Genomic DNA, 19,269 nt, shown 5'->3' with positions numbered 1-19,269 from the left:
TCAGATGGAGGAAGTGCGTTGGGAAAGGCTGAGACCAAGGGAGATCGAAGCAAGGTTCAAGGAATTCCCAGTGGTGTATACACCCTTTGGCAGTCTGGAATGGCACGGATATCATAATCCTCTGGGCCTGGATGCGGTTAAAGCCTGGGAGCTCTGCATCAGGGCAGCTCAAAAGGGCGGAGGGGTGGTAACGCCGGCCACCTTCTGGCCCATAGGCGGTATGCCTCATCCTTGGACAGTGAGAATGTCGGAAGATCTGATACACGATCTGGCAGTATCGATCTTCGAACAAATGGGGCATGTCGGCTTCAGGGTAATCATAGCCGTTACAGGACATTACGGATTTGAGCAGGTTTACCAGATCAAAAGGGCTGCGCTGGAGGTGATGTATCGAAGTGGGATGTGTATCTATGCCATGCCTGAGTATGAGGCCGCCTGTGACATAGGCTATAGGGGAGATCACGCCGCGAAATGGGAGACATCGATCATGATGTATCTCATTCCGGATCTGGTGGAGATGAAGGAGGCTGAGCCGCCGGGGACACCGATGGACGGCGTCGGTGGTGAGGATCCAAGGGTTCACGCTTCAAGGGAATTGGGCGAGAAGGTATGCGATCTCATCATCGAGAGGCTTTCCTCAGCGGCTAAAACCCTGTTGGAGCTCAGTCCGAGGGAGAGATCACGGTTCATCACAGCCTGCGCCGCACATCTTAGAACATTGGAAACCCATAAACGTGGAGCGATGGCCGATGAAAACTACTGGAAAGGCGTATTGGCCCTGGCTAAGGGGGAGTATCATAAGGCGATAGAGGCGTTTAACATGATATAAGTGTAACCAAGAGCCCGATTTCGGGCTCTTAGCTCATCTTCCATCCTTCCTCTCCAGAGGTACAATCGGCAACAGGATATGTGATGGGTGATTTTTGTCGTGATAGATGGTGTTTTCGGCCACCTTCATCTCGTATCCCTCATGATAATCCTGACCGGTGTTCGGATTGATATCGAAGCGCGGGTAATTGCTACTGGTGATATGGAGTTTGATCCGATGACCTTTGTTGAAGATTATCGCTGTCGACCAGAGATCTATGTCGAACTCATATATGGCCCCGGGTTCAAGCAACTCCTCTCTGCTCAACGATCTTCTGAATCGACCTCTTATGATGCCGTCTGCTATGAGCATCGATCGCCCGTCAGGGTAGACGTCCATCAGCTTCGCCACGAAGTCGGTATCCACACATGATGAGCTGGCCCAAAGTTTAACCGTGATCCTTCCTATCACCTGAACGGGTTCCTCTAAGGATTCCGTCTGGAATACGAGAACGTCCGGCTTCTTTTCAAGCTCACTTTGATCCATCGGACCGGCAGGGATAAGCAAATTCGGCCCTCCTCATCTTCCCTTCCTTTCATCCACGCTCGGAATTCCCTTGAGCGTAGTAATTGATGGGAAAACATCCCAACGTTAATAATGTGAGCGTTTATCTGAGCAGAAGAAGCACTTCAAGTATTTCGACTCGAACCTTATCGGCGACGGAACGGTCCTTCGGCTCCTTCCAGTAGATCATGCTCGACTTTGTCATACATGCGGTGACACGTCTGGCGGCCGTTTCCAGAAGCTTCTCGGCTGAGTTGAGGCTTTTAACCTTCACCCCTTTTCCTTTCAGCTCAGCGATTCTATCTCGTAATATCCTGAGATACTCGTAATCTTCAATTCCCTCACGGATAGCTTCCATATGTTTGCCAGCCGTGACCGAGTCTTCGTCCAGGAACAGAGGGGTGTAGGCGCCGATTCTGGAAAGGTATTCGTTCCATGAGGAGGCACCGTTGGAATCGCCGAAGGCCCAATAACCTGCCCCTTTAGCGCCGTATCTCCAGCAGAACCAGGGTTCCATTCGGTGATAGCTGTAGGGGTCCAGCAGCTTGCCGGGGCCGCTGCAAGCATAGAACCACAGCTCCTTACCCGCTTTCCGCTGTTTTATGTAGAAATCGGCGAATCTTTCACCGCCGTTTATCCACATCACCATATTCGGGCAGAGCACATCGCATAGCTCAAACATCTCCCTCGTCCCCTTCCATGGATCCCTCCATGTGGGATCCTCCCAGATGACCACCTCAGGTTCTGTCCTCTGGATAACACCGGCATATTCGATGATGATCCTATCTTTTTCAGGCGAGCTCGGTTCATCTACCAGCAGCAGACCTAACTGCTTTGGCTTGATATTCCATTCCCTCAGAGTTTTCACCCACCACCTTATCCACTGAGATACGGCGTTTTCAAACTCCGGTGTCCCCATTTCAAACCCGGAAAAACGCCTCCTAACGGAGAGGAACACATAGTAGTTTCGGGCGTTCGGCCATCGTTCGATCCATCTCCGGAAGTTCTCGGTCGAGGGTTCCTCTATCATATCGCCCTTTTTATCGTATTTCCCCCGCGGCATCACACTGCTTGTCGCCCAAGGGGTATCCACGAAGTGGTTTTGGAGATGTTTGATAAAGGCCTTTCGATTCTTCGGCGTCACTTCATAGGAGCGATCCCGATCCGTGTAGTCCCACCCTCCCAGATGCAGCGTGGGCTGATCGGGGAACGTAAACGGATACACCTTCAATCGGATGGGCACGGAGTTTCCCGTCGGTTCAATCGCGATCTTACCTGTGTATTCGCCTGAAGGCATATCCTTAGAAGGATGAAAGGTAAGCCAGATCTGTCGTGTCATACCCTCAGGTATCTCCACATAGAAGTATCGACCCTTTTTCCTTGCCAGGGGCAACGCCGCCGCAACCGGTATGCCGGATTTCGTATCGGTGAACGGCACCTCGTGGACGGTGATATAATCCGGATTTACGCCACCAGGCAGGCCCATAATTGAAAGGCGAAGCTTCGCCTCACCTGGACCCGCGTTGCTGATATTGAAAGCTGCCCCGCGGTATTCGTTCCTCATCATCGCCACTTCAATTTCGGCCCCGCCCTCTCGGGGCGGTTCTGTCGGACTCAGCATATCCCATCGGTTCTTCTTCCAGATGACGATGGAGCGAAATCCCATCTCCCTCCAAATTGCCGCCTGCACGGAGAAAATCCGACGGTGTAGATCGTTGAAAGGCAGGACAGCTTTGAACCCCTCCGCGGAGATTTCCCTCATCGTTTTGATCTCCTTCCCGATCTCATCGAGCTCGCGGGCCAGTTTTCCCTTTTCTGGAAGGCCTTTGAGGGATGAACGAACGGCGGCGAGATCGAGCCGTAGCCTTCTTTTCACAAGCTGCATCATCTCCTGTTCATGAAAAAATCGTTTCAGGTCATCCGTTTTCTTCCCTACCAACGGCTCTTCCAAAAATGAATCCGGCCCGCGATAGACCTCGATCTCGTCGACAAACACATAGGGTCCATTACCGTTTACGATGAAAGCGACGTATCGGCCATGGGTCCTAAGCTTATCCGTCCAAAAGCGATGACGTGCATATCCTTTGACCCCAGGCATTCCGTGCTCAGCCGAAAGCTCAATGAGATCACCCACATAGGTGTAGGTTCTTCCATCATCGCTGACGAGGATAAGTATCGACGGCCAATTCACCCCTGCCGTTCCCGCCGCGGTGCTGTAGGAAACGCCGCTAATAGGCTGAATCGAATCGAGATCGATAACGATGATAACCGGATGGGCTTTCTCCCAACCTACCGTGCTCCTTTGTGTCCAGAAATACCCCTTTGTATAGATTCCGTCGGTGAGTTGGATCTTATCGCCTGGATCGGTACAATACCGATAATTTGGCCTTGGGAAAAGCATATATCTCTTACCCTTAGCGATGTTCTCACCGGGCATTCCTGAAGCTGATGATAACGCTCCAAACATCCATGAAGAGATCAGCAATAACAGCAATAGGTTTAAAGGTTTCATCAAGCACCTCCTTTGGTGGACATCCGTCCTATGTGGAGCCAAAGCCGACATGCTCAACGGCGGATGTGATATCCTCCCTGTCGATTCCGTCTGTATTGGTTTCCCGATCGGATTATATACCCCCTAGGAGGGAACGTCAATCGATTTCCTGACGTCCTTAATCCACGGAAGGAAAATCGGAACATATAAAAAAAGAACTACCCCTCCACGGTTAATCCCCGAGGGGAAATTTCCGACGGTTTACCTAACCCGGCGGAAGAAATCGAGGATCGCTCGAAAAGGAACCCCCTGTGAAGGAGATCCGAAAGATATCAGGTGAAAACTCTCCACGTATCTTCTAGGAGGTTTGTCCCTGGATCCTACTCGAATTCCACCTCCACTTTTCTAGCCGGGGCATCTTTGGGCACGACGATCTCGAGAACGCCGTTTCTATAGATCGCTCGAACTCTATCGGGGTTAACGCCATCTGGCAGGGGGATGTTCTGTGATATCTTGCCTCTGATGATCAGATATCTCCCTGAGGTGAACACCTCTATATCCCCCTGCCTGAGTCCCGGAAGTTCGACCCTCGCTACGACGTCTCTGTCCCTTTCATATATATCCACGGCCGGTGTGCTTTGAGATGGAAGTGCGGGTCTTTCCTCACGCCGCGGAAGTTCCACCTGAGTTTCATAGGAACCTTCCAACTCCTCATATTCCGCCTCATACCCCGGCGGATTAATCGGGACGTTTACTGTCGTGGATGTCCGTTGAAGACTTTGATAGCCCCTGTATTGTGGTGGAACCAGCTCATCCAAAGAGTACCAATTGCTCATAGCCAGCTCCAAAAGGGCCAGCCTTCTATAGAGGTCGCTGAAAAACCTGTTCGTCTCGGCCTGGAACTGTTGAAGTTCGTCGAAGAGCCTCCAATGCCTCATGATCATATCTCATCACCTATCCTTTCGCCTCAGGTGATTACGTTTGAATTTTATCACCTGATCGCTGGTGTGTCAACCTCCTCCTACCGTTTATCTATTTCCCGCTTCATTCTCAAGCTGAGGGCAGATCAGGTTATTTTTCTGAGCTCTGGACAGGAGATCGGACAAAGAGGGATTGGAAATAAAAACACCTCCTTGTTATGCTATATAAAGAACAAATCTAGCTACCTGACACTTTTAAGGGAAGTAAGGGATCAAGCGGATTTTGAGCCTCTCCCCCAGTGCTAACATCCTCTCTTCACTTATCAGCCATACATATAGCAGAGCAACTGCCAAGGTCACCCTTATCCTGCTGTTATCAAGCAGTCTACTTAATCTCCTTACGTTGCTTGTCAGTTTCCCTTCCACGGCAGCTTTGAGGCTATCCTGCGTTAAGATATGGGGAATCTTCAATGGAAGAGGGTGTCTACGATTAATTTCTAGAGAGGCGAGGCGTTTGAGCCGAGAACACCTCGCCCTTATGACTGCGGATACCTCGGAGGGATCAGAACAACCTTACCGCCATCACCGCCGAGCTCAACCCCAGCGGGATCAGCCTTCTCTTCTCCTCGTGTCCCAGCATTTTCACTTCATATTTTACCCCAAGTGCCGTGGCCTGGAGGATTATGTTCTCCAGCATATATCCGATCTCCCAAAGCGCCCGTTTGGTCCGCTCGTTGGTTGAAAGGATAATGCAGTTTGTGCATCCCGGGGAGATCGATTGGATATCGACGTTCCTCAGCCTCTCGATGCGGTGAACAGGGGCATTGCCTCTCCAGTTGATATATTCGTATAGGCCGTTTCCCGAAAGGAGATGGACGGAGGTATAGTTTTGGCCGCCGGCCCATGTAGGAATGGTCATGCCCCATTTCCTGCCCCTGTATTCGTGAGGGGTCCGGCCACGGGCAGCCCAGAGGAGCTGTGAGATCTCCCTCAGACCTGACTTGATGCCTTCCGAAACGGTGCTAGCCCTCTCTATCGCCTCAAAAAACGGCATCTTCCCGCGCAGGTCCGGATCGGAGAGGTTTCCCCCAAGCCACGGCCTCGGCCTTGAGCTCGTCCAATATGATCCGGAATAAGGAGGATGGATCGGCTTAATCACCATACGGGCGGTCGCATGCATGTTGCCGATGAGAGCGCCATCTATACCAACGTTGTGGATACACGTTCCTATCCCCAAAGCGGCACAGGCGAGATAGATGGCCTGTTGTTGCATACCGCTTTCAACGTGCAGCCAATCCTCCTCGATACCCGTTACCCCTGGCTCAACTGCTATCAGGATCGGATCGGAGGAGAAATCCAGGAATAACCTCCTGTTCGTGAATCTAGGTATCTGAGTGGCCTTTTTAACAAGATCGATCTGATGGGAATCAAGCTGTTTTGACTCGTCGAATACCCCCCAATGTCCCCTTCCCGACGAGCATCGGGAGTTTAAGGTCAATTCCACCGTAGTCTGAACTACCATATCTGCCCCCTCGGCTTGAGATCTTCTCCCTGATCGACACCCATTTTTCAATGGGAATCTGAAGAAAGATCCCCACGATATCAGGGTCGAACTGGGTTCCGGAGCAGGCGGCGATCTCCCACAGGGCCTTTTCGACCGGCATGGCTTTTCTGTACGGTCTATCGGAGGTCATGGCGTCGAAGGCATCGGCTATAGCGAAGATCCTGGCGCCTATCGGTATCTCATCCCCTTTCAACCCATCCGGATATCCTTTCCCATCATATCTTTCATGATGGTGGCGCACGATCGGCAGAGCATCGGCCAAAAACTCGATGTGTTTTAACGCCTCATATCCTATGACAGGGTGCTTTTTCATTATCTCCCACTCCTCGGGGGTGAGCTTTTCAGGCTTATACAGGATCCTTTCCTCGATCCCGATCTTACCTATGTCGTGCAATAGGGCTCCCCATTTTATCGGTCTGAGACTCTTGCCGTGAAAGCCCAGCTTTCTGGCGATGAGGAGGGTATATTCAACCACCCTGAGGGAGTGATTTTCAGTCTCGACGTCCCTTCGATCGAGCAGCGCCACAAGAGCTTGGAGGGTCTGCTCGTATGTCCCCTCTATCTTGGCATAAAGGAGGGCGTTTTCAATGGCGATGGCGGCCTGAGCGGCGAAGGCCTCAAGAGCGATCTCGTCATCCTTCGTGAATGTATCCCCCTCCAACTTATTGAGTATCTGAACTACGCCGATGACCTCCCCTTGGAGATTTTTCATGGGAGAGCAGAGGATCGATTTCGTCCTGTAGCCGGTGCGTCTATCGACCTCCCTATTAAACCGCGGGTCGGAATAGGCATCAGGGATATTAACCGTTCGGCCGGTTCTAGCGACATATCCGGCAATGCCCTTATCAACGCTGAACCTTATCTCTTTGACCTCATCTCCCTCCGCGACCAGAGACCACAGTTCCCCCCTATCCTTATCCAGCAGGAACACCGATCCTCTATCCGCCCCTAGCATCTCCCTCACAAGAGGGACGATCTTCCACATGAGTTTCTCCAAGTCGACCTCAGAATTGAGCGACCTGGATATCTCGAGTAACCTCTGCAGCCTTTCAGGTTCCATCATATCAACCTATCACGTCGCTTTCGTATTGTATCCCATTATTTATTATCGGAAGATCCCCATTGATGGTTAAGGGGAAATCGCCGTGCTCCAATGGATCATTATAACACCCCGCTGCCCCACGGGACAACGTTGATTCATCCCATGACTCATGTTATAATCACAACCAGCGAGGAGAGCCTATCCACGGAGGAGTAAGATGCTTGAGAGGGAAGAGGTAGAAGATATAGCCCATAATATCATCGATCTATGCCGGGCAGATGAAGTCCAGGTGTTCATATACGGTGGCGAAAGCTATCTAACCAGATATGCCGAAAACCATATCCATCAAAATACGGGTGTTAGCGACCTCTCAATATCCGTCAGCGCCATCATAGATGGGAGGATGGGCGAAGCATCCACAAACAGGTTGGACGACGAATCGCTTAGGAAGGTGGCCCAAAACGCCGTCGAACTGGCGAGGATCTCACCCGAAGATCCAAATCTACTTCCCCTTCTAGGACCTCAGGAATACGAGGAGATAAATGCTTTTTACGATGAGGAGATAACCCCGATGGACAGAGCAGAAGGGGTGAAACGGGTCATCGATATGTGTCGGAGGAGAAGGTTGACTGCCGCGGGGATCTTCAGCAATTCCAGGGGGTTCCTGGCCATCGTCAACTCAAAAGGGCTATCCGCCTTTCATAAGAGCACATCGGTTACCTTCAGCCTTTCAGTTATGGCTGAGAGAGATGGAGCGGGATGGTGTGAGCGTAGCTCAAGGACGATCAAAGATATCGATCCGGAAGAAATCGGCGAGATAGCCATACGCAAGGCTGAGATGAGCTGTTCGCCGCGGGAGATATCTCCGGGCAGATATACCGTGATTCTGGAGCCAGCGGCGGTGGACAGCTTGATACGCTTCCTCTCCTTTAGCTTCAATGCCATGGCGGTGGATGAGGGAAGGAGCCCACTGAAAGGGAAAGTCGGCCTTAAAGTCTTCGGGGAGAACGTAAACCTCGCCAGCGATGTGTATCATCCGCTCCATAGGGGCGCGCCGTTTGACCCGGAGGGCGTGCCCACCAAGAGGGTTCAGCTTATAGAGAAGGGAGTGGCAACGAACCTCGTATACGATAGGCTTACCGCCCAGAAACATGGGGTCGAGCCGACCGGACATGGACTCGATCTGAGAAACACCCAGGGAGCCTATCCAAGGGCACTCGTCATGGAGGGCGGAGAGAGCACCCTCGAGGAGATGATAAGATCGACCGATAGGGGAATCCTGGTGACCCGTTTCCACTATGAGAACATGGTCGATCCGATGAACCTGATCGTCACCGGAATGACCCGCGATGGGACGTTCTGGATCGAAGACGGCGAGATAAAGTTCCCCATCAAAAATTTCAGGTTCAACGTGAGCCTCTTCGACGTGCTGAGCTCGGTGGAGGCCATGTCCGAGCCGGTTTACTCCAGAGGTGTCGTCGTTCCGGCGATGAAGGTGAACGATTTTAACTTCTCGAGCGGGACCCAGTTTTAGAACAAGGTTATCGCCGGGTGTGTAAATTTTTGCACAGTGATCCGATTTGCACAAAATGTGAAATTTATTTCATATCCCATAGAAGGGGAAACGCATTTGAGAGGGTGGAAACTAAGGCACGGATTTTGCACCACCATTGCAGCGATAGGTGGTTTGCGGTGAAAGCTCCAACGAGCGAGCAATTCCCACAATTCTCTCACCCCATCCCAGAAGACGGGTTGGGGTTATTTTTTTAGAATCGATGTTCCTGATAGATTATCACCCCTGATAGATCATCTTTCATCGTCATCGAAAACCCAAATCTGCTTTTACCTAGGATCATCTCAAAGCCGAGGTTAACCATCCGCCCTGCATCTCCGCCCAAATTCATCCCTGCCGAGATCGTTCCACCGATTCCGCTCCGCGGACCGGTTAGGTAAACCCGGACGAGCGATAATGGTCTCACCCCGAGTAGCTTCTCGGTGCTGAAATGGAACTCGAACCATTCTCTGGGTTCCCAGATGCCGTGAAGAACAAAACCTGCTCGCATCGGCAGAAGGACTTGGGGGAATAAGAGGTTTCTGAAAACCAGAGACATCCTGAGCCCATTGATCCCCCCCGGTCTCATCCCAACGGCGATATCGGCGTTCAACACCGATTTGCCCTCATCCCTCTCCGGCCGATCTACCTTCTCCAGGTCATATTTGAGTCCATTGACGATCGCCGGTATAAGCTGACGGGGATCGTTGGGATTAACGTCTTCTCCATGCGTCGCTGTGAGCCTCATCTCGGATATGATCTCTCCCTTTTTAAGGGTCTGACGATAAAGAGAGAGGCGACATCCGATCTCCGCCCCTCCGATTCTTTTCCCAACCCCGATGAAGATATCATCCTCCCTGATCATACGATAATGGAGGTTAAGATCCGTCCGCGATGTGAATCTCCGCTCGTTGACCATATAATCGGAGGTCGTCTTCAACAGGTCTGCGTTCACCTCACTTTTGATGTTGAACCGGTATCCCACCATGAATCCCTTGCCTCCTTCCCCCCACATCAAGAGGATATCCGGACTCACGCTGAGCGATTGGAAGGTTGAAAGAAGGGTATCCTCCTTCTCGGTCTTTTTGAACTCCAGATCCGACATCGAGAGGTGAAAACCCACCTCCCTCCCATCCTGCTCGGAGAGCAAGGAAGGATCGAGTGGGATCGTGATACTTCTGAATCCATCTGCTCCAGAGACGAAGATCAGATAGATCAAAACGGGGATCATCCAACAGCTCAAACGGATCATTATCTCACTTCCACCGTGATGTCAAAGGCGATGGACTGAATGCCCGATCTCCCGATCAAATGGCGGTATCTCAGGGAGAAATCTCCGAGATCAGCCATAAGTCCAAACCTGAACCCTCCCCTTACACCTTTACCTGAGATCCATCCCGCTTCCATGAGGGCGTTTCGAGTGGGTTTTACCTGGAGACGGAGAAAGGAATTACGGTTCCATATTCCCACCTTTACCTGTCCCGATATCTGCTCGACCGGGATGGTCAATTCGAGGATTATGTTCTCGCTGGGTCTCTCCCAGTAAGATTTCGCCTTCGCCCTTTTAAGGGCGTGTCGGTTATATCTGACTCCGCCTATAAGGCCGATAGCTACAGCCTCAGCGCGAACGGATCGTAGATTTCGTCCGACGCCGATATCGAATGAGAACCCCTTCCCGGCCCCCACCTCCCCGAGATCTCCCTTGGCCGAGCAGGATAGATAGGAGGGAGAGAGGATCAGTTCCAAGCCGTTTAAGGTGAGATATTCGGTATACCGGATGGAGAACTCCCTGTATAATCCCTCACGATCGCCGGACGATCGAACGGATATCCCGTGGGGTCCACTGACCAAATCGAGATATGTATACCCCACCATCTCGTTTAGATCCTCATAACCTATCACGAGACGGGGTGAACCTGTTCCTTCGAATGACATGGGATCTTCAAGCGGCGAGGGCTCAAAAGCCCCCCACCCCATTTGGCAGAGAAAGAAAAGGGCGAAAATCATATTCGCTCAAATTCCCCTTGAGTGTAGCAGTTATCCATGAGGAGGAACGAGGAGAAGGGAAATCCGTTACACGTTCAACGTTTAACGTTGTAACGTTTTCCGCTCCTAGTTCCTCGTTCCTTCTCAATCCTCCTTTTCGGCCTGAGCGGCGGCGATGATCTTCTGGGCGATGTCGTATGGCACCTCCTCGTAGTGCGAGAACTCCATCGTGAACCATCCCCTCGCGCTGGTCATCGATCGCAGATCAAGAGCATATCTAAACATCTCTGCCATAGGCACTTGAGCCTTGATCACCTGATATTTACCCTGTTGATCGACGCCAAGCACTCTGCCGCGGCGGCTGTTGAGGTCAGCCAACACATCGCCCATATGCTCCTCCGGCACGGTGACCTCAACATTCATTATCGGCTCGAGCAGCACCGGATCGGCCTTTTGCATCGCCTCTTTAAAGGCCATGGAGGCGGCTATCTGGAAAGCCAGATCGGAGGAGTCGACCGGATGGAACTTGCCGTCATAGAGGGTTACCTTGATGTCGACGACGGGAAAACCGGCCAGCACTCCGCTCTGCATCGAGTTCCTGATCCCCTTCTCGACCGCCGGGATGAAGTTGCGCGGGATCGCCCCGCCGAAGATCTCATCCACGAACTCGAAATACTCTCCCCGTGGAAGCGGTTCCATCTTTATGACCACATCGGCGAACTGCCCTCTTCCGCCAGTCTGTTTCTTATAGCGGGCGTGTATCCCCTCAACCGATTTGCGTATCGTCTCGCGATAAGGAACCTTAGGTGTCGCTGTGGTCGCCTCGATGTTGTATCTGCGTTTGATCCTCTCCAGGGTGACGTTCAGATGCACGTCGCCCAATCCGGAGACGATCACCTGTCTCATCTCCTGATCGCGTTGAACCTGGAAGGTCGGATCCTCTTCAGCTATTGAGGTGAGGATAGTGCTCAGTTTATCGTCGTCACTCTGGCTTTTGGCTGATATGGCGAGCGAGAGAACGGGTTTGGGGAACTCGATCCCCGGCAGGGTTATCTTGGCGTCCGGCGCGCAGAGGGTATCGCCAGTGGAAGCAGATTGAAGCTTGACAGCTATTCCGAGATCACCGGCTATGATCTTGGGGGTTTCGATCTGGTTTTTCCCGTTGAGGTGGTAGAGCTTCGTAACCCTTTCACCTGCTCCTCTACTTGAGTTGAAGACCTGTGAATCGGCGCTGAGGGTTCCCGAAAAGACCCTGATGTAGCTGATTTTCCCGACGTACGGGTCGGAGGTCGTCTTGAAGACCAAAGCCGCCAACGGGGCATCGGGAGAGGGATCACGGTTTTCCTCGCCATCGACGCTTTCTATCGGTTTCGATTCGACGGGTGAGGGGAGCGATTTGACGATGAAATCCAGGATGAACGGCACAGCGATGTTCTGATACGCCGATGCACACATCACCGGAACGACGATTCCCTGGCGGATAGAGGCCTTCAATCCCCTCATTATCTCATCCGGCGTGAGCTCCTCGCCCTCGAGGTATTTCTCGGTCAGCTCATCCTCGCCCTCCGCTGCCGCTTCTATCAAGGATTCTCGGAGCTCCTCCGCCCTGGAGAACAGTTCCCCCGGTATGTCCTTCTCCTCAAACTTCCCGCTGCCCTCTCCCTCGAACTGATAGGCTTTCATCGAGATGATGTCGACTATGCCGGAGAAGGAGCTCCCCCTGCCTATCGGGATATGTAGCGGCATAAGCCTGGCGCCCAGCTCCTGTTGGATCTGATCGATTACCCCGTCAAAGTCAGCCTGTTCGGCATCGAGCTTGTTTATGACGATCGCCCTCGGCAGTCCGTATTTATCAGCCATCATCCAACTTTTCTCCGTCCCGCCTCCGACGCCTGTAACGGCATCGATCACGACCAAGGCGGAATCGACAACCCTCAAGGCACTGGCCAAATCGCCGTAGAAGTCCTCATAACCCGGCGTATCGAGGATATTCAGTTTGCACTCTCCCCATTCGGCGATACATATCTTCAGACTCAGCGTGGTCTTTCGATTTATCTCCTCAGGATCGTAATCCACAAAGGAGTTACCGGCGTCAACCCGCCCGAGCCTGTCAACTGCTCCGGCGTCGAATAGAAAGGCATCGATCAATGAAGTTTTACCTGAACCGGCATTGCCTATTAAAGCGACATTTCTGATCTGTTCCGTCCTGTATTCTTTCATCTACCCTTCTCCTCCAAAGTAACGGCGGCTGTTATGCTTCGTGTAAATTATAGCATAAAACCTCCGCCCGTGCATAAGATGTTGAGATTCAACCCACCCTTATGGTAAGATTTACTATGATGCCGATCCGGAGGTGATCGAAGATCAAAAGGAAGCTTTTCTTCATCATACCGGTTCTCATAATATCGGTCGCCGCAGCGGGATATATATCATTTAGATATTTTTATAAGCCACGGGCCGAGCTGATCTATATCGTTCCCGGTAGCCCTTTTCTCTGCCTCACATCCTCCAACTTCGCTCAAATCGCCGAAGAAATCATGAAGTCGGATTTCGCCAGAGAGATATCCGAAACCCCCATAGCGAGATACATCAAGGGGAGGGAATGGTGGAGGGAGATGAAATGGCAGCTAAAGATGTGGGAGTTCGGGTTTGGAGTCCCATTTAAAATCGAAGATCTTAGAAAGGTGGCCGGTGACAGGAGCGTCCTGGCCCTCTACCGTAAGGGTAGGACGGAGCTCTTTATGGCATCCTTCGTATCATCCCAGGGGAAGGTTGAGATCACCACCTCACAGGCAACCGCCTCGAAGAACTACTATGGGATAACGAACGAGAGGTATAGAGGATGTAACATCACCACGGTCAACTCCGGATTTCCACGTAGGTTTCATTATACCTTTATCGGGAAGCTCGGCCTTCTCAGCACGGATAAGGGCTTGCTTAAGAGATCGATAGATCTCTATCGGGATGGCGGCGATTGCTTCGCCAGGCGAAGGCCGGAGATCGCCCGATCGCTTGTGAAATCAGATCTCTCCCTCTACGTCGACTTAGACACCTTGAAGGTCGCCGAAGGGGAGTGGATCTCGGTCAATCGAAACCTCGGAGATGAGATAATCTCAGAGAACGAACTGCGAATATCCGGAATTCCACTGCCATCGGCCGAAAAGGGTGATTTCCTGCCGCCCCAACCCCCTGACGCCTTATTGACCCTCTATCTCCGGACCGGACATATCGACGCCCTGTTTCTCTCACCTGGGGGAGGAATGTCACCAAGCGTAACGGTCGTAACGGATGATAAGGGACTGGAATGGCTCAGATCCCTTCTGCTGAGGAAGGGAATGACGATAAAGGAGATGCCCAAGGTGAAAAGAGATGAGATTGAGATCTCACCCCTTCGGATATCCGGCCCGATCCCCGTCCCGATATCGGCAGGATATATCCGTTTAAAGGGCAAGGTTGTCATCGGAACACCTCTGGAATCCGTTGAAAGAGTGGCCTTATTTTTGAGGGATGCCGATTGGAACGTGAAGATCGATCCGGTTGGACATCTCGAAGTCGACCTGCGGAATCTGAGCCGTGAGATAAAGAAGTTCTCTCTGATGTTCTCCTTAGCCGCCCTTGCAAGTAAGGATAGGAGATCCAAGCTGGTGTATGAATCGCTGGGAAGTTTGACCCCACTGGGATATATGGAGAGGCTTTCAGCCGACATAGAAGATGGTAAAGGGGATAAAATCAGATTGAAGATACATATAAAAGAAGGTGAGAGAGATGTTCAAAAGGAGGCCGACCACATCGGCCTTTCTCATAGCCTTGGTCGCGCACCTGATAGGGATAATAATCCTGGGTTTAGCCATAAGGACGACCTATAATGAGGGATCAGGCGCCTGGATCGAACTGGTCGATATGTCCAATTACAGGGTGAGGCCGCCGAGAAGGCCGTTGACCAAGACGATCAAGCCTAAGTTCGACATTGAAAGGGATCTCGAGGATAAAAACGTCCCGAAGTTATCCGTTCAGTCCGATAACGTGATCTCCGAGGTCGTCGCCAAGGCGCCTAACATCATCCCCCGTAGCCTCGACGTCAACGCCGATAAGGAGCTGGGGATGGTCAACAAGCTGGACACCACCGCTAAAATCCCCGCCAAGATCGGGGATATCTCCCTGTCGCCCTCAGGTGGATCGCCTAAAGGATTGAAGATTGGAAAGGGATTCCAGACGGGAAGGGTCAGAGCTCTCGGCATAAACAAACAGCCCGGATTGTCGCTGGTTAATACCTCCGGCGAGGTGGATCTCGGTGGGGAACTGAGCGGTGATATGGCGAAGCTCTACTATATCCCCGAAGGGAAACTCGGCGCCGTTCTGGTCGGGAAGGGGAAGGACGTGATGGGGTTCATCAGAATCGTAAGGCTGAAGCATAGGATGGCGGACTGGTGGCAGGACCCGACGGCGTTGGCCAGCTTCATCGACTGGCTTGAGGAGCACACAAGGCTAAAGGCCGACATGCGCATCGAGGGAGGAGCGCTCGAACTGACCGATCCGAGGATACTGGACGCTCCGCTGGTCATTATGACGGGACATGATGAGGATGTGGTTTTGAACCATCACATGAACAGCGACGGGCAGAAAGGCGCCAAGTTCCAGCTCGCCCAGGAGTTCACCCCCGAGGAGAGGGCCGCCCTACGGAAGTATCTGATCGACAGAAAAGGCACCCTTTTCTTCGATGACTGTGGATTTCACGGGCTGTTCGCCGGAAGGGTCAGAGAGGAGCTCAGGAGGGCACTGCCCGAATATCCGCTCCAGATCATAGATAAAAACGATGAGCTTTACAGCGTCTATTATACCCTGCCCGGTCCACCGACGGGCGGGGATATCTTCTGGGGCTCGGAGAACAATCCACATGCCTCCCAGTTCCCGTATCAATGGGGGGTTAAAATAAACGGAAGATGGGCGGTTATCTACAACCGGAAGGATTACCTCTGCTGCATGGAGACGATGGAGATACCGAGCAGAACGTTGCTGAGACTGCGTCGATCGACCGACGTGCATAAGTTCATGACGAACCTCCTCTTCTACGCCATGAAGTATGGAGGTAACGTGGATAGATCTCAGTATAAGCCGTAAGTGAATGATAAAGATGCAGGGACGTTTATTACGAGGTATAAAAGGATATGAAGCTGTCAGAGCCTTTAAACGAGCGGGGGGGTGAAGTTCGCAAGGGAAAGGCAGTCATGTTAACATCAAAATGCCAAATGGACAATTGATCACTATTCCTGTTACAGGGGAAATTAAAGTTGGTTTGCTCAAGGCAGCTATTCGTAAAGCAGGATTAACTGAGGAAGAATTCATCAATCTACTATGAGGTGGAGTCAATGGATTATACCGTTATCATTCACGATGCTGAAGAGGGAGGATATTGGGTGGAGGTACCGGCGCTGCCGGGATGTTTCTCACAAGGTGAGACGATTGAAGAAGCACTGCAGAACGTGAGGGAGGCTATCACCTTACATCTGGAAGTGTTATCGGAGGAAGGGCAGCAAGTGCCTCAGGACGATATACGCCTTATCGCCCGAGTACCTGTTGCCCTGAAAGCTGAGTAGAGCGGGAAAGATGAAAGGGATCATCATATGCATGGTCGGTTTGTCTATCGCTTTCATGGGGCCTTCTTCATCCTTTGGGGAGACCGATGAGTCCGGTCCGTCGCTTCCGCCGGGTAAACTTGGGGGCGTGTTGATAGGGAGAGGCTTAAACGCCGATGGGTTTATCAGGTTGGTGAGGTTAAAACACAGGATGGCGGACTGGTGGCAGGATCCGACGGCGCTTACCGGTTTGATCGAGTGGCTTCAGACCAGAACCAGGATCAGAGCCGATATGCGGATAGGCGATGGCTCACTCGAGCTGACCGATCCCAGAATACTAGATGCACCGCTGATCATCATGACGGGACACGATGAAGGGGTGGTCTTCCAGCATAACCTCGAAAGGGATGGCAGGAACGGCCCACCCTTCAGGCTCGTCACATCTTTGACCCCACAGGAGAGAAGGATGCTTCGGAAGTATCTCGTCGAGAGGAAGGGCACGCTCTTCTTCGACGACTGTGGTTTCAAGGGCCTTTTCGCTGGTAGGGTGAGGGAGGAACTGAGATTGACCCTACCTGAGTATCAGATAGAACCCATACGGCGGACCGACAGGATTTTCAAGATCTACTACAAGCTCCCCGGACCTCCTACCGGGGGGGATGTCTTCTGGGGGTCAGAGAACATCAAGGCACAATCGCTTTTCCCCTACATACGGGGGATCAAGATCAAGGGGAGATGGGCCGTTATATATAACCGAAAGGATTACATGTGCTGTATGGAAACGGTTGAGGTGCCAAGCCGAACCCTGCTGGCCCGACGAAGGTCGAATGACGTATATAGATTCATGACCAACGTCATCTTCTATGTTCTCAGATATGGAGGTAATGTAGATAGATCGCGGTATAAAAGTCGATGATAGGAAGCTGCGAATACTGATGGTCAATTACGAATTCCCCCCCATAGGTGGTGGAGGCGGGATCGTTACCAGATATCTCGGGAGGGAGTTCGCAAGGCGGGGTCATGATGTCACCTTGGTCACGTCCCATTTCGATCGACTGCCACGGCATGAGATCATCGATGGGGTTAAGGTTTATCGGGTTCCGGTGATCCGGAGAAGCCCGAACGTAGCTAAAGTGCATGAGATGTTCACCTACATCCTGAGTGCCCTTGTCTGGTCGTTCAGATATGTCCCCGTCATCCGTCCGGATATCGTTCAGGTTTTCTTCGGCATCCCATCAGGTCCCGTGGCATACGCGATAGGTAAGACGACGGGATATCCGTACGTCGTGTTCCTGGGCGGCAGGGATGTGCCCAGACCTAACCCCGATCCTCCTTACTATCGTTACCTCTATCCGATCCTCAAACCGGCCATAAGGGCGATATGGCGTTCGGCCGGGGCAGTCATCGCATGTAGCGAAGGATTGAGGAAGCTAGCTCTGCGGACCGATCCGGAGACACGGATAGAGGTCATACCGGATGGCATAGATCTATCTCGATTCCACGCGCCAAAACGCGAGGCCGAGCCGGACGTGGTCAGGGTTCTCTCAATAGGAAGACTCATCCCGCGCAAAGGGTTCCATCATCTGATATCCGCCCTGCCTCACCTGAGGGGGATGACGGGGAGAAAGTTCACAGTGGAGATCGTCGGGGATGGCCCCATGATGGATGAGCTGAAAGAGCTTGCAAAAAAGCTCAAGGTCGATGATCTCGTGGTCTTTTCGGGGACCATCCCGTATGAAAGGCTTCATAAGAGGTATGAATCAGCCGATCTTTTTACGCTCTGTTCCTCGGCCGAAGGAATGCCTCTGGTCGTGCTTGAGGCGATGGCTATGGGATTGCCCGTCGTCGCCACTAAAGTGCAGGGGATCGAGGAGCTGGTTCACGACGGGGTAAACGGATACCTGATCGAGGATCCCTCTGATTCTCAGGCGCTCGCCGATAGGATCTCGCTCCTGATAGAGGACGGCCAGGCCAGAATCAGGATGGGCGCCGAGGCGATCAGATCGGTCGAGAGATACGATTGGGCCAGGATAGCCGAGAGATACCTCGACGTATATCGGAGGGTGTTGAGTCGAGCCTGAAATCCTTCCTCCGCAGAAACAGAATACTCTGGAATCTCTCCGGATGTCCCTACAGGGCACCTAGGTGGGATAAAGCCGTAAGGAGGATCCTCAGGGAGATAGGCGATGAGGGGATCGCCCTTGATCTGGGCTCCGGTAACCGAAGGTGGGCGTCAAGTGTGGTTAACCTGGATATCGAGCCATTTCCGAATGTGGACGTGATAGGCGACGGAGCGATGCTGCCGTTCAAAGATGAATCGTTCGACGCCGTCATAAGCGAGGCAGTGCTGGAACACGTGCCCGATCCGAAAGCTGTGATCTATGAGATCCGGAGAGTTCTAAAACCCGGAGGATACATCTGTGTGGCGGTGCCCTTCATACAAGGGTATCATGCCTCACCGAACGATTATCAGCGATATACGGTGACCGGCCTGGAGAAATTGCTCTCGGATTTCCGGAGGATCGAGTCCGGGCCGTGTGTGGGGCCAGCGAGCGCCCTACATTGGGTGATGCGCGAGTTGGTGGGGATCGCACTTTCCTTCGGTAATTTTTGGATCGGTAAGGCGATCTCGCTCATCTTCGGCTGGATCACCTTCCCAATGGTTATCATTCTCGACCCGATCCTCATCAGACTACCTAACTCCCACCTGATAGCCTCGGCCGTTTACTTCATAGGCAGAAAAGAGGATCAACCGACAGAGGTCTGACC

At 52.3% G+C, this 19,269-nt stretch carries 17 protein-coding genes; 9 read left to right on the top strand and 8 right to left on the bottom strand.

Features of this window, described 5'->3' with window-relative positions; all coding sequences use genetic code 11:
• Positions 1-4: 4 nt before the first annotated feature.
• Positions 5-829 carry a creatininase family protein gene (locus tag J7M22_02635; GenBank protein MCD6505501.1) on the top strand — a complete coding sequence of 275 codons (825 nt, stop codon included), beginning with the start codon at positions 5-7 and terminating at the stop codon, positions 827-829.
• A gap of 33 nt (positions 830-862) precedes the next feature.
• On the opposite strand, the gene J7M22_02630 is transcribed toward J7M22_02635, so the two are convergent.
• The 5 genes from J7M22_02630 to J7M22_02610 all read right to left on the bottom strand — a co-directional run bounded on the left by J7M22_02630 (position 863) and on the right by J7M22_02610 (position 7,407).
• On the bottom strand, positions 863-1,375 hold the full coding sequence (locus J7M22_02630; GenBank protein MCD6505500.1) for a CocE/NonD family hydrolase: 513 nt from the start codon (positions 1,373-1,375) through the stop codon (positions 863-865).
• Positions 1,376-1,475: 100 nt separating this feature from the next.
• Positions 1,476-3,884, bottom strand: a complete 2,409-nt coding sequence (locus J7M22_02625) for a hypothetical protein (protein MCD6505499.1) — start codon at positions 3,882-3,884, stop codon at positions 1,476-1,478.
• A 359-nt stretch (positions 3,885-4,243) separates the two neighbouring features.
• Positions 4,244-4,801, bottom strand: coding sequence for an Hsp20/alpha crystallin family protein (locus J7M22_02620; protein ID MCD6505498.1), 558 nt, complete (start codon positions 4,799-4,801; stop codon positions 4,244-4,246).
• A gap of 544 nt (positions 4,802-5,345) precedes the next feature.
• Positions 5,346-6,305: a hypothetical protein gene (locus J7M22_02615; GenBank protein MCD6505497.1), complete on the bottom strand. Its 960-nt coding sequence runs from the start codon at positions 6,303-6,305 to the stop codon at positions 5,346-5,348.
• Complete coding sequence (locus tag J7M22_02610; protein ID MCD6505496.1) at positions 6,211-7,407, bottom strand: HD domain-containing protein; 1,197 nt, start codon at positions 7,405-7,407, stop codon at positions 6,211-6,213. The genes J7M22_02615 and J7M22_02610 overlap by 95 nt, the downstream gene beginning before the upstream one ends.
• Before the next feature lie 199 nt (positions 7,408-7,606).
• Here J7M22_02610 and J7M22_02605 point away from each other — a divergent pair, with 199 nt between their 5' ends.
• A complete protein-coding gene (locus tag J7M22_02605; protein MCD6505495.1) occupies positions 7,607-8,923 on the top strand; it encodes a TldD/PmbA family protein in 1,317 nt (438 codons plus the stop codon).
• A gap of 232 nt (positions 8,924-9,155) precedes the next feature.
• On the opposite strand, the gene J7M22_02600 is transcribed toward J7M22_02605, so the two are convergent.
• The 3 genes from J7M22_02600 to fusA form a co-directional block, all read right to left on the bottom strand.
• Positions 9,156-10,172, bottom strand: a complete 1,017-nt coding sequence (locus J7M22_02600; protein ID MCD6505494.1) for a hypothetical protein — start codon at positions 10,170-10,172, stop codon at positions 9,156-9,158.
• Between the two features lie 20 nt (positions 10,173-10,192).
• Positions 10,193-10,816 carry a hypothetical protein gene (locus J7M22_02595; GenBank protein ID MCD6505493.1) on the bottom strand — a complete coding sequence of 208 codons (624 nt, stop codon included), beginning with the start codon at positions 10,814-10,816 and terminating at the stop codon, positions 10,193-10,195.
• A 255-nt stretch (positions 10,817-11,071) separates the two neighbouring features.
• Positions 11,072-13,147 (bottom strand): elongation factor G, encoded by a 2,076-nt coding sequence (fusA, locus tag J7M22_02590; protein MCD6505492.1) that lies wholly within the window; start codon positions 13,145-13,147, stop codon positions 11,072-11,074.
• Between the two features lie 317 nt (positions 13,148-13,464).
• Between fusA and J7M22_02585 the strand changes: the two genes are divergently transcribed.
• From J7M22_02585 to J7M22_02555, 7 genes are all read left to right on the top strand, one after another.
• Positions 13,465-14,793 carry a hypothetical protein gene (locus tag J7M22_02585; protein MCD6505491.1) on the top strand — a complete coding sequence of 443 codons (1,329 nt, stop codon included), beginning with the start codon at positions 13,465-13,467 and terminating at the stop codon, positions 14,791-14,793.
• On the top strand, positions 14,693-16,045 hold the full coding sequence (locus J7M22_02580; GenBank protein ID MCD6505490.1) for a DUF4159 domain-containing protein: 1,353 nt from the start codon (positions 14,693-14,695) through the stop codon (positions 16,043-16,045). Before J7M22_02585 ends, J7M22_02580 begins: the two co-directional genes overlap by 101 nt.
• A gap of 121 nt (positions 16,046-16,166) precedes the next feature.
• Positions 16,167-16,283 carry a hypothetical protein gene (locus J7M22_02575; GenBank protein MCD6505489.1) on the top strand — a complete coding sequence of 39 codons (117 nt, stop codon included), beginning with the start codon at positions 16,167-16,169 and terminating at the stop codon, positions 16,281-16,283.
• A 10-nt stretch (positions 16,284-16,293) separates the two neighbouring features.
• Positions 16,294-16,521, top strand: a complete 228-nt coding sequence (locus J7M22_02570; protein ID MCD6505488.1) for a type II toxin-antitoxin system HicB family antitoxin — start codon at positions 16,294-16,296, stop codon at positions 16,519-16,521.
• A gap of 10 nt (positions 16,522-16,531) precedes the next feature.
• Positions 16,532-17,416: a DUF4159 domain-containing protein gene (locus J7M22_02565; protein MCD6505487.1), complete on the top strand. Its 885-nt coding sequence runs from the start codon at positions 16,532-16,534 to the stop codon at positions 17,414-17,416.
• A 19-nt stretch (positions 17,417-17,435) separates the two neighbouring features.
• Positions 17,436-18,581 (top strand): glycosyltransferase family 4 protein, encoded by a 1,146-nt coding sequence (locus J7M22_02560; GenBank protein MCD6505486.1) that lies wholly within the window; start codon positions 17,436-17,438, stop codon positions 18,579-18,581.
• Positions 18,521-19,267 (top strand): class I SAM-dependent methyltransferase, encoded by a 747-nt coding sequence (locus J7M22_02555; protein ID MCD6505485.1) that lies wholly within the window; start codon positions 18,521-18,523, stop codon positions 19,265-19,267. The genes J7M22_02560 and J7M22_02555 overlap by 61 nt, the downstream gene beginning before the upstream one ends.
• The last annotated feature ends 2 nt before the right edge of the window (positions 19,268-19,269 follow it).

This window comes from Candidatus Poribacteria bacterium, assembly GCA_021162805.1.
GTDB lineage: Bacteria > Poribacteria > WGA-4E > B28-G17 > B28-G17 > JAGGXZ01.
The sequence above is the reverse complement of the archived record's forward strand: the minus strand, read 5'-3'. Positions and strand labels throughout refer to the sequence as shown.